The sequence below is a fragment of the Frankia sp. CeRuru1 genome, assembly GCF_977966315.1.
This window is the reverse complement of sequence record NZ_CDWWEW010000001.1, coordinates 18,040-29,687: the sequence shown is the minus strand read 5'-3', so window position 1 is coordinate 29,687 and position 11,648 is coordinate 18,040. Positions and strand designations below refer to the sequence as shown.

Here is an 11,648-nt window from a genome sequence, read left to right as displayed (position 1 = left end):
GGGAATCGCCAGGCCCTCCAGAGAGGCGGGCGGTCGGGAAACGCCCCGCAGCCGGAACCCCATGGCAATCTTGGTCAGCCCGACCGCCAGGGCCGTGAGGCCCACCCACAGGGCCAGCAGCGGCAGCGAGACCCGCTGGGAACCCACCACCCAGAACGCCGCCCCGATCTCCAACGCACCGACGATCAGCGGCATCCACCACTGGGCCGGGGTGGGCCGGCCCTCCGCCGCGGTGGCGTACTGCCCGGCCGCGGCCTGCTGCTCGGTCCGTCGGGCGACGAACGAGTTGACGACGTCGTAGAGACCCTTGGTCAAGAAGAACCAGGCCGCGATCCGGCCCACCGCCTTGACCGTGGGATCCGGCCAGACCAGCGCCACCACCCCGCCGGCCACGAACAGCACCGCGAGCAGCGCATGGGACCAGCGCCAGTCCCGGGCCGTCGCCGCCGCCGCCAGCAGCTCACTCACCGCGCCGAGGAGCAGGACGATCCCGAGAAGCACGGCGATCGACCGCACCGTGGTCAGATCGAACTGCGGAATGGCCAGCGCGAACAGGGCAAAAGCTGCTCCAACGGCGAGAAAACCAAACCAGGGCACATTTGTGGATCTTTCATGTGTACGACGATCTGAGGCAGTTATGTCGCTCACGATCCTATTCTCCCATCGTCGGTCACCGATACAAGGACCATTGCCGTCAGCTGGCGCTCGACATCACGGGTCAACAAGCTGATGCCCGCCACCCGGCGAACCACGCTTATCCGCTGGACATCATTCCGAACCGACGACGACGCCATATCGCCCGCGGCGCTACTCAACTCCTCCCAGCAGGTGGGTGCCGCGCTGGGGCGGGAGGCAGACCCACCGCTGCCGCCACCACACGACAAGATCACCCACAGGCGGCTGTGGCACCGAACGTCATAGATCGATGACGTAGGCGCAGTGAGGGGTAAGACTTAGGGTAGGCTTTCCTTACTTGTACATTGGCTGGGTGACCCATGCAGGCCCGTCCCTCTCAGACTCGACTGTGTTCCTCGCCCGCCACCTTGAACGGCACGGTGACCGCGCGGCCGTTGTCACGGCTGAGGGCCGACTGTCCTACCGCGAGCTGGCGGCACGCGTCGACGCCGCCGCCGGTCGGCTCGGCGCCGGGCGGCGGCTGGTACTCCTCGCGGCGGTCAACACGATCGACGTCCTCGTCCTGTACCTGGCGGCGCTGTCCGCCGGGCACGCGGTCCTGCTGGTGCCGGGTGACAACGCCGCGTCGACCGACGCCCTGATCACGTCCTATGACCCCGACGTGGTGATCCGCCCCGCCGACACGCGGACGCGGATCCGCGTCGAGCAGCGGCGTGACGGCTCGAAGCACGACCTCCATCCGGACCTCGCGCTGCTGCTGAGCACGTCGGGCTCGACGGGCTCACCGAAACTGGTCCGGCTGTCGTACACGAACCTGCAGGCCAATGCCGAGTCGATCGTCGAGTGCCTCGGCCTTCGCCCCGGCGACCGCGCCGCGACGACCCTGCCCCTGTACTACTGCTACGGGCTGTCGGTCGTGCACAGTCACCTCCTGTGCGGGGCCGGTCTGATCCTGACGTCCCTGTCCGTCGTGGACGCCTGCTTCTGGGACCTCTTCCGGGACGGGCAGGGCACCTCGCTGGCTGGCGTCCCCTACACGTTCGACCTGCTCGACAGGATCGGTTTCGACGCGATGTCGCTGCCGCACCTGCGCTACGTCACGCAGGCCGGCGGTCGACTGGCGCCGGACCGGGTGGCCCGCTACGCCGAGCTCGGACGACGCAACGGCTGGGACTTCGTCGTGATGTATGGCCAGACCGAGGCCACGGCGCGGATGGCCTACCTGCCGCCGCACCTCGCGCCGACCCATCCCCACACCATCGGAGTCCCGGTCCCGGGCGGGTCGTTCCGGCTCGAGCCGCTGGCCGAGAGCACCGACAGCACCGACAGCACCGACAGCGCCGGGGATCTGGGGCAGCTCGTCTATTCCGGGCCCAACGTCATGATGGGCTACGCGCGGACGGCCTCGGACCTCGCGCTCGGTCCGACGCTCGACGAGCTGCGCACCGGGGACGTCGCGCGCCGCACCGACGACGGCCTGTACGAGATCGTGGGACGGCAGACCAGATTCGCCAAGGTCTTCGGGATCCGGATCGACCTGCAACACGTGGAGAACACCCTCGCCGGCCAGGGGCTCAGCGCCTGCTGCGTGACCGGCGACGACGCCGTCGACGTGATGATCGAGGGCGACCGGGACGCACCTTCGGTCCGCCAGCTGGTCGCGCGGGCCTGCCGGCTGCCGGAGAACACCGTCCGCGTCCACCGCCTGGCCGCCCTGCCCCGCCTGGCCACCGGCAAACCGGACCTGGTTGCGCTGCAGGAGATCGCCCGCGACGCGCGACCGGCGCGCACGACCGCGCCCACCGGACGGGACGGGCCGTCGGACGGAACAGCCGACGTACGTCGGCTGTTCGCCGAGCTGCTTCACCGCGACGATGTCACCGACGACAGCACCTTCGTGAGCCTGGGCGGCGACTCGCTGTCCTACGTGGAACTGTCACTGCGGCTGGAGGACGCCCTCGGACACCTGCCCGCCGGCTGGCACACCATGGCCGTGCGGGACCTGAAGCCGGCCACGCGACCGAAGCGCAGGGCTGGCGGCTCTGGCGGCTCGATCGAGACCAGCCTGCTGCTCCGCGCGGTCGCGATCGTGCTGATCGTCGGGACGCACGCCAACACCTTCGACACCGTCGGCGGCATCCTCGGGGGCGCCCATCTCCTCATCGCCGTCGCCGGCTACAACTTCGCCCGTTTCCACCTGACCGCGGCGCCGCGGCGCGACCGGGTCCGCGGGCTGCTCCGCAGCATCGCGTACCTCGCGGTGCCGAGCATCGTCTTCATCACCGTACTCGTGCTCGTCATGGACGAACACGGACCCGCCAACATCGTGCTGCTCAACAGCGTGTTCGGGCCGGGCCGCGCGGGCCCGCCCTGGGAGTTCTGGTTCATCGAAGCCCTGGTCCAGATCCTGCTGGTCCTCGCGGCCCTACTCGGCGTGCCGGCGTTCGACCGCTGGCAGCGGCGCCGCCCGTGGGCCGTCGCCGCCAGTGTCCTCGCCGCCGGTCTGCTCACCCGCTTCGACGTCGTGGCCCTACCGCCGGGACCACGCCACACCCAGACGTCGGTGGCGGTGCTCTGGCTGTTCGCGCTGGGATGGGCCACCGCCGCCGCGACCACGGTATGGCAGCGGCTGGCCCTCACGGCGGCGGCGGCACTCACCATCCCCGGGTTCTTCGCTGACGCACGCCGGGAGCATGTGGTGCTCGGCGGCGTGCTCCTGCTGGCCTGGACCACGAGCGTCCGCTGCCCACGCCCGCTACGCCGGCTGGCGGGCCTGCTGGCCGGCAGCTCGCTCTACATCTACCTGACCCACTGGCAGGTGTTCCCCCTTCTGCAGGACGACCATCCGGTCCTGGCGCTGCTGGCCTCGCTCACCGTCGGCGTCGCCGCGTGGAAGGTCTCGTTCCATGCCATGGGCCTTCTCGGCCGGCTCACGGCAGGCGTGCCGATCCCGCTCGGCGCCAGGCGTCTGCTCCGCGGTTCGCCCGCCAGCGCCCCCGGCTTATGCCACTCGTCACATTCCACGGCGCTAAGGTAAGCATGAGTTAACTTCTAGACCGATTAGAGGTTCGAGGTCGGTCGGACGTGTCTGTCCAGGTGGAGTGTTCAGGTGGAGGAGTCCGATGGGTTCGGTAGGAAGAACCTTGGTCGTGCTGGTGACGGCCACCGGCCTGGCCGGCCTGGCCGGCCTGTCAGCGTGCGGCTCGGGGGACGACGGGAAGACGATCACGCTCTACAACGCGCAGCACCAGGACCTGATGCGGGTGATGGTGGACGCGTTCACCAAGCAGACCGGCATCAAGGTCGAGCTGCGTCGCGGCGGCGACCCCGAGCTGGCGAACCAGATCGTCCAGGAAGGCGACAGCTCGCCGGCGGACGTCTTCGTCACCGAGAACTCGCCGGCCATGACGCTGGTCGACCGCGCCGGCGGCTTCAGTAAACTGGACCGGGCCACCCTGGGCCAGGTGCCTGACCAGTACGTCCCGAGCACCGGCAACTGGGTCGGTTTCGCGGCCCGGTCGACGGTGTTCATCTACAACCGCGGGCAGGTCGCCAAGAACGAGCTACCCGCGTCGATCATGGACCTGGCGGGACCGGCATGGAAGGGGAAGGTCGGTGTCGCGGCGGCCGGAGCGGACTTCCAGGCCATCGTCAGCGCCGTACTCGCGGTGAAGGGCGAGAGCGCCACCGCCGAGTGGCTCGCCGGGCTGAAACGCAACGCGAAGATCTACGCCAACAACATCGCCGCGCTGCGCGCCGTGAACGCGGGCGAGGTCCCCGCCGCCGTGATCTACCATTACTACTGGTACCAGGACCAGGCGGAGTCGGGCAAGGACAGTAAGAACGTCGACCTGCACTTCTTCGGCCACCGGGACCCGGGCGCGTTCGTCAGCGTCTCCGGCGCCGGCGTCCTCGCGGCCAGCGACCAGCAAGCCGAGGCACAGCAGCTGGTCACCTTCCTCACCAGCGACGCCGGGCAGAAGGCGCTGGTCGACAGCGGTGCCCTGGAGTACGCCGTGTCCGACGCGGTCCCCACGAACCCTGCACTGAAGCCGCTGTCAACACTCGATCCGCCCGACATCGACATCTCGACCCTGAACGGACCAAAGGTCGTCGAACTGATGCAGCGGGCGGGCCTGCTCTGAACGGTCAGCCCACGACGGCGGGATGGTGGGTACGCACCGGCCCGGCGTACCCGCGCCCGCTGCTGCTGGCCTGCGTGCTCGTCGCGCTGCTCGCAGCCGTCCCGCTGTTCTTCGTCGTCGGGTACACGGTCAGCGTAGGCTGGTCGGAGGCCTGGCGGCTGCTGATCCGGCCCAGGGTCGGCGAGCTGCTGGCCAACACCACCAAGCTCGTGACCGGCGGGATGGTGGCCAGTGCCGTCCTGGGCACGGCCGCCGCCTGGCTGGTGGAACGGACGACCCTGCCGGGACGACGGGTCTGGCACGTGCTGCTCGCCGCTCCGCTGGCACTGCCCGCGTTTGTCGTCAGCTACGGCTGGGTCTCGCTGACCGCGGGCGTCGAGGGATACCCGGGCGCCCTGCTGATCGTGACACTCGCCTACTACCCGCTGGTCTACCTCCCCGTCGGCGCGACCCTGCGGGGGCTGGACCCGGCGCTGGAGGAATCCGCCAGGTCACTCGGGCTCGGCCCGTGGCGGACGTTCGCCAGGGTCGTGCTCCCGCAGCTGCGCCCGGCCGTCCTCGGCGGGTCGCTGCTGGTCGGCCTGCACCTGCTCGCCGAGTTCGGCGCCCTGCAAATGCTGCGGTTCTCCACCTTCACCACGGCCATCTACGACCAGTACCTCTCGTCGTTCAACGGCCCGGCGGCGAACATGCTCGCCGGCGTCCTGGTGCTGTACTGTGCGGTCCTGGTCGGCGCCGAGCTGAGCCTGCGCGGCCGGCACCGCTACGCCCGGCTCGGGCCCGGAGCCAGCCGCACCGCGCAACCCGCCCGGCTCGGCCGGCTCACCGCCCCCGCCGTCGCCGGGCTCGGCGCGGTCGTGGTCCTGGCGCTCGGCGTGCCGCTGGTGAGCCTCGTCCACTGGCTGCTGGTAGGTGCCTCCGCCGCCTTCCCCGTCGGCGAACTGGCCGCCGCCGCCGCGACCGCGGCCGGGCTCGGCCTCGTCGGCGCGCTGTGCACCGTCCTGTTGGCGCTTCCGGTGGCGTGGCTCGCGGTACGCCACCCGGGCCGGATCGGGACACTGCTTGAACGCAGCACCTACACGGCCAACGCACTGCCGGGCATCGTGGTGGCGCTCGCTCTCGTCACGGTCTCGCTGCACATCCTGCCGGCCGTGTACCAGACCACCACCCTCCTGATCGCCGCCTACTCGATCATGTTCCTGCCGCGGGCCACGGTGGCGGTACGGGGCGCGATCGCGCAGGCGCCACCCGTCCTGGACGACGTCGCGCATGCCCTGGGCCTGCGCCCGGCGCAGGCCTGGCGGCGGGTCACCCTGCCGCTGATCGCCCCCGGCGTCGGCGCCGGCGCCATCCTGGTGTTCCTCGCCGTGGTCACCGAACTCACCGCGACCCTGCTGCTGTCACCCACCGGCACCGAAACCCTGGCGACCGAGTTCTGGAGCAACGTCCGCGACGTCGACTACGGCGCGGCCGCCCCCTACGCGGGGTTGATGGTGCTGCTGTCGGCCCCGGCGACCTTCCTGCTCACCCGTTCCGTCAGGAGAAGCACGTGACAGCGCTGACCGTCAGCCAGGTCACCAAGCGGTTCGGCGCCACGACAGCCCTCGCCGGGATCGATCTACGAGTGCCCGAGGGCAGTGTGACGGCCGTACTCGGGCCGTCGGGCTGCGGCAAGACCACCCTGCTACGGCTGCTGGCGGGATTCGGCGACCCGGACGGCGGGACGATCGACTTCGGCGCCGAACGGGTGTTCAGCCCCGGTCGCAGCGTTCCCGCCCAGCGGCGGCGGGTCGGGTACGTCCCGCAGGAAGGTGCCCTGTTCCCGCATGTGGACGTCGCGGCCAACATCGGGTTCGGCCTGCCCCGCGCCGAACGCCGATCCGCCGGGCGTGCCGCCGAGCTGCTCGACCTCGTCGGGCTGGACGCGAGCCTGGCCTGCCGGTTCCCCCATCAGCTCTCCGGCGGCCAGCAGCAGCGCGTGGCGCTGGCGCGGGCCCTGGCCCCGCGGCCGTCCCTGGTGCTGCTCGACGAGCCGTTCTCCTCCCTGGACGCGGGGCTCCGCCTGAACACCGCCCGCGCCGTCGTCGAAGCGCTGCGCGCCAACCGGACCACCGCGCTGCTCGTCACGCACGACCAGAACGAGGCGCTGTCACTGGCCGACCAGGTCGCTGTCATGGCCGCCGGCCGCATCGCCCAGACCGGCACGCCCCCGGGCGTCTACGCCGCACCCAGCAACCCGACCGTCGCGGCCTTCGTCGGCGCCGCCGTGTTCGTGCCCGCCGTCGTCACCGGGCTCACCGCCTCCTGCGACCTTGGTGAACTCGCCGTCCGGCCCGGGTCTCCCCAGGGCGAGGCGCGCCTGCTCATCCGGCCGGAACAGATCAGGCTCCTCGCCGCGGCGGACGGCGACGAGAACAAGAACCAGAATGAGAACCAGAACGAAGACCGAACCGAAGACCGAACCGAAGACCGGAACGGGGAGCGGGACAAGGACCGGAACGGGGTGGTCGGCCGGGTCACCGAGGTGCGGTACTTCGGCCACGACGCCACCGTCCAGCTCCGGCTCGACCGGTCCGGCCGCACCGTGACGGCGAGGGTGCCGGGGCACCAGCTCCCCGAACCCGGCACCCACGTACGGCTGTCGATCACCGAACCCGTCACGGCCTTCCCACCCCACTGACGCCAGGCGGGTCACAGCGCCAGGCAGGTCACAGCGTCAGGCGGGTTTGCGGGCCTCGATCAGAAACCGCGTCGCCCAGGTGACGAATGGGCCTTCGGCGCGGATCTGATCGTGCAGCGACCGCAGGCGCGCATGGTACCGCTCGACGCCGAACCCGGGAACGGTCCAGATCACCTTCCGCAGGAAGTAGATGACCGCGCCGACGTCGAGGAACTCGGTCCGCGGGGACTCCATCCGCAGGTCGACGATCTCCAGGCCGACGGCTTCGGCCCCGGCGCGGGCGGTGTCGGGGTGACGGGTACGGGGCGCCAAGGCCGGCAGCGGTCCCAGGAAGTACTCGCTCAGCTCGAGCATGCTCGACGGCCCGACCTGCTGGGAGAAGTAGCGACCACCCGGCCGCAGCACCCGGCCGATCTCCGCCCAGTAGGTCACCACCGGGTGACGGCTCACCACCAGGTCGAACGTCGCATCGGCGAAGGGCAACGACCTGTCGTCGGTGGCCACGACGGCCACGCCGCGGGGACCCAGCCGCGCGGCGGCCCGCGCGATGTTCGGCGCCCAGGACTCCGTGGCCACCGTGCACCCGGCCAGCCGCGGCAGTCCGGCGAGAACCTCCCCACCGCCGGTCTGAACGTCCAGGCCCACGGCGGCCCGACCCATCCGCTCGCCCATCAGCCGGGCGTAGCCCCAGGACGGACGCTGCTCGGTGGCCCGCCCGTCCAACCAGGAGAAGTCCCAGCCGTCCACCGGCACCGACGTCGCCTCAGCAACAAGATCGTCGAACTGACGCGCCATAGGCCGACCATGGCAGCACATCCACGCGGTCGCGAGCGAATTTCCTGCGCCGCCTCGCGGCCACGGTCTCGGTCGGTAGCATGCCGTTCCTTCGCCAGACCGGCTGGATGCGGAAGGGCGGGCGTTTCCCCTCACCGTCACCGAACTCCTTGTTCAGATAGTCCAGGTAGCCGGGCTCGGTGGACTCTCCCTCCACAGCGACATAGACGACCCGCACCTGGCGGGACGTGGAACCCGGTCCGCGATTCAGGTGACGTTCGTCGGCTGACCCGCGCCGGCGGCGCGGCCTCGACTCCCCGCCGTCATGACGCCCACGCCGCGCACTCACGCTGTCGCCTTCGCCTCCTGCCGGGACAGTTCACGCATGATCTCACCTGCGGTGAGCCGCGGGATCCCCCCGTACCGGCCGCGCAGATAGCCACGTTCCAGGTTCTCCTCCTTGCGCGGCTTGGCGTCTTCATCCACCAGGAGCACCGTTCCCTCGTCCAGCACGGTCAGCAGGGGGCCGAGGAAGGCGAACCAGGCATGGGTTCCCAGCGACTCCTCGGTGAGGAAGTCCATGGCGACCTCCCCGCAGTCCGGCGCACGATGCCGAAGCCTTACCTGGCCGGTCTCCGGGTCGACGTCGATTCCGGTCAGGCCGAGATCCGCCACGGCCAGCAGGTCAACAATCCGATCCTGGTATCGGGAGGACGTCTTCGGATCGGTCAGCAGGCGCTGCGTCCACTGGGTGCGGGCGGCGATGTCGGCTCCCGGCGTCACCAGCCACAGGTTGTCCATAAACCAGCGGTGCAGTGCCGAGAGTTGCGGATCGTTGAGGGTCGCCCCCACCGAGAGAAAGAGCGCGTTGGGACGGGTGAACCGAACGAGGACGTCACGCATACCTTTGAATCCGGTTCCCTTAAAAAGGAATTCCTCCCCGCCGTCGTCGGCCCGCCCGGCCTCCCGGTCGAACCAGACGCTGCGTTTTCCCCGCGGGTACGCGTGGAGCCATTCGGCCTCCACGCGTTCGTCGGACAGCTCGAACCCATAGGTATAGCGGATCGGTTCGCTGCCGAGCAGCAGATCTACTTCGAAGAGGCTGGTCTCCTCCCGACTGCCCGGGTCGAGCCCGAACGGTTCACGCGGGACGGTCCCCGGTGCCTTCGCCCAGTCCGCGACGGAGCTGCGCACCGCCTCACGCATGGAGCGGAAGGCGTTGAGGAGGTTCGACTTACCGGACGCGTTGGCCCCGAAGATGCCGAGAACGGGCAGCACGGTCACCGGTCGCCCCCGAGAGCTCAGCGGGGTCGCACGCGCCGTACCCTCGTTGAACTCGGTGCCGATCAAGGACAGCTCATGTTCGTCGCGGATCGACCGATGGTTGGCCACCCGAAAGCGGAGAAGCATGCTCAACCTCCCGGCTGACACGGGCGCTAGCCGCGTCACGAGCGACTCCGCGCAGAAACTCTGCACCTAACAGCCTATGACGCCGGCTATGCTGATGTCAGGCTGTCACCTCACCTTCCCGAAAAATGATCAGAACTATCCAGTCGGAGTGCCCCAAAGGGGCCCGGACAAGGACGGAACGGCAGATGCCGAGGCCTGCGCGGGCAAGGTGTTGGATGAGGAGTTGTGAGCATGCCTGAGCCACCCCGGTCGCAGCGGCTCGACGCGGTGGGTGCGGGCGGAAGAAGTGCCCTCATCCCGGCGGCCGTGCTCTCCTTGGCGGCTGTCCCGCTGGCCGTAGCCTCGGTCGCCGTCGCCGAGTTTCTGCACTGGCGGGCGTCGCGGCAGTTCGGTGGCGGCCGTGGCGGCCGATCCCGCCGCCCGGACGGCCACGGGGCGCAGGCCGTCGTCGTCCTCGGCTTCCCCACTACCCGGACCGGCCGGCTGCATCCCGCTCCAGCGGTGGCGCACCGAGATCGGCGTGCGGTCGCTGGCCCCGGAGGACGGCAGCCGACTGATCTTCACGGGCGCCGGGCGGCCCGGCGGGGTGTCCGAGGCCGCGGCCATGGCCGGCTACGCGCACGACGCGCTCGGCCGGGCGCTCCGCTGAGCCACGGGTAAGCCACGGGTGCCGACGCAGGGATCACTCGCCCGCCACGCCCCGCCAGAGCTTGGCCGCACGGATGAACAACGCGCCGAGCTCGCTCAGGTCAGCGAGCGTAGCTCCCGTTCACCTTGTCGCTGTCACGTTCCGTGTCGTCACGTTCCAGGACGGCCAGCCTGGAACCTCATCTTCACGTGAGGTCAAGGTGCTGTGAACAGGGCACAGGCGGAATCGGACCTCGGCACACGAGGCCGTGATCTCGGCGCGACCGGGCGGGCGCCGGGGGTAGATATCGACGGATCGTTACGAACCGGACATGACGCCGCAGCCCATCTTCGGCACGCTGGGCCGCACTGACCGTTCCGGGAACAGGTGACGAGGAAGCGGATGACCACGTTTTACGAGATCCTGGGCAGGGAGGCCTCGATCGCCGGGGTGGTGGCCACCTTCTACGATCGCATCCTGACCGATCCGGAGCTGGCGCCCTATTTCGCCAACACCGACCTGGCCAGGCTCCGCACCCACCAGGTCGCGTTCCTCGTCGCCGTGACCGGAGGCCCGAAGGCCTACGAGGGTCGTGATCTCGCGGTCGCCCATGCGGGCCTCGCCGTCACCGACGCCGCCTTCGACCGGATCGCCGGGCACCTCATTGCGGCCCTCACCGACGCCGGCCTCGGCGCCGGCACGGTCGCGGCGGTCACGAGCGCCCTGCTACCGCTACGCAGGTCGATCGTCACCGCCTGACCCTCACGTCACCGAACGACGACAGGTCCGCCGGTTGATTCGTACAGTCAGACTTATGACGTCGCCCACGCCTATGACGTCGCCGGCGGGAACCGCCCGGATCGACACCTGGATCTGGTGCGTGCGCCTGGTCAAGACGCGATCGCAGGCGACCGCCGCCTGCCGCGCCGGCCATGTCCGCCTCAACGGCGAGCGGGTCAAGCCGGCCCATCCGGTGCGGGCCGGGGACGAGATCCGGGTGCGCCAACCCGGGCACGAACGGGTCGTCGTCGTCACCCGGATCCTGCACAGGCGGGTCGGCGCGCCCGTTGCCGCGGAGTGCTTCGTCGACCACAGCCCGCCGGTCGCGCGCGAGGTGCCGCCGGTGGTGGCCGTGCGCGATCGGGGCGCCGGGCGGCCGACGAAGCGCGACCGGCGGGCGCTGGAACGCCTGCGCGACCAGCCCCGCTGGCCGGACGCGCGGTAGCGGCGCCGCTACTGGGCGCCCAGTAGCGGCGCCCGGTCAGGCGACGCCTCGGTCGAGAGAGTCCGCAATCGCCCACACACCATGACCATCCTCAGAAACCTCGGGCGGGGTCAAACGGTCGTAGCGACGCCCCGATAGGATGATCGTGAT

At 70.3% G+C, this 11,648-nt stretch carries 10 protein-coding genes; 7 read left to right on the top strand and 3 right to left on the bottom strand.

Features of this window, described 5'->3' with window-relative positions; all coding sequences use genetic code 11:
* On the bottom strand, positions 1–597 hold a 597-nt coding region (locus tag AC08OP_RS00125; protein WP_476612330.1), incomplete at its 3' end, for a DUF308 domain-containing protein.
* Positions 598–988: 391 nt separating this feature from the next.
* Here AC08OP_RS00125 and AC08OP_RS00120 point away from each other — a divergent pair.
* The 4 genes from AC08OP_RS00120 to AC08OP_RS00105 all read left to right on the top strand — a co-directional run bounded on the left by AC08OP_RS00120 (position 989) and on the right by AC08OP_RS00105 (position 7,461).
* Positions 989–3,673: an AMP-binding protein gene (locus AC08OP_RS00120; RefSeq protein ID WP_476612329.1), complete on the top strand. Its 2,685-nt coding sequence runs from the start codon at positions 989–991 to the stop codon at positions 3,671–3,673.
* Between the two features lie 85 nt (positions 3,674–3,758).
* Positions 3,759–4,781 (top strand): iron ABC transporter substrate-binding protein, encoded by a 1,023-nt coding sequence (locus AC08OP_RS00115; RefSeq protein ID WP_476612328.1) that lies wholly within the window; start codon positions 3,759–3,761, stop codon positions 4,779–4,781.
* A 74-nt stretch (positions 4,782–4,855) separates the two neighbouring features.
* On the top strand, positions 4,856–6,334 hold the full coding sequence (locus AC08OP_RS00110) for an ABC transporter permease (RefSeq protein WP_476612327.1): 1,479 nt from the start codon (positions 4,856–4,858) through the stop codon (positions 6,332–6,334).
* On the top strand, positions 6,331–7,461 hold the full coding sequence (locus AC08OP_RS00105) for an ABC transporter ATP-binding protein (protein WP_476612326.1): 1,131 nt from the start codon (positions 6,331–6,333) through the stop codon (positions 7,459–7,461). Before AC08OP_RS00110 ends, AC08OP_RS00105 begins: the two co-directional genes overlap by 4 nt.
* 36 nt (positions 7,462–7,497) lie before the next feature.
* On the opposite strand, the gene AC08OP_RS00100 is transcribed toward AC08OP_RS00105, so the two are convergent.
* Together AC08OP_RS00100 and AC08OP_RS00095 are read right to left on the bottom strand one after the other, a co-directional pair.
* Entirely contained in the window at positions 7,498–8,256 is a 759-nt protein-coding gene (locus tag AC08OP_RS00100) for a class I SAM-dependent methyltransferase (protein WP_476612325.1), read from the bottom strand.
* Between the two features lie 324 nt (positions 8,257–8,580).
* Complete coding sequence (locus tag AC08OP_RS00095; protein ID WP_476612324.1) at positions 8,581–9,645, bottom strand: AAA family ATPase; 1,065 nt, start codon at positions 9,643–9,645, stop codon at positions 8,581–8,583.
* A 400-nt stretch (positions 9,646–10,045) separates the two neighbouring features.
* Between AC08OP_RS00095 and AC08OP_RS00090 the strand changes: the two genes are divergently transcribed.
* The 3 genes from AC08OP_RS00090 (at position 10,046) to AC08OP_RS00080 (ending at position 11,498) form a co-directional block, all read left to right on the top strand.
* Positions 10,046–10,294: a hypothetical protein gene (locus AC08OP_RS00090; RefSeq protein ID WP_476612323.1), complete on the top strand. Its 249-nt coding sequence runs from the start codon at positions 10,046–10,048 to the stop codon at positions 10,292–10,294.
* 381 nt (positions 10,295–10,675) lie between these two features.
* Positions 10,676–11,032 carry a group I truncated hemoglobin gene (locus tag AC08OP_RS00085; RefSeq protein WP_476612322.1) on the top strand — a complete coding sequence of 119 codons (357 nt, stop codon included), beginning with the start codon at positions 10,676–10,678 and terminating at the stop codon, positions 11,030–11,032.
* Between the two features lie 73 nt (positions 11,033–11,105).
* Positions 11,106–11,498 (top strand): RNA-binding S4 domain-containing protein, encoded by a 393-nt coding sequence (locus AC08OP_RS00080; RefSeq protein WP_476612321.1) that lies wholly within the window; start codon positions 11,106–11,108, stop codon positions 11,496–11,498.
* Positions 11,499–11,648 lie beyond the last annotated feature (150 nt).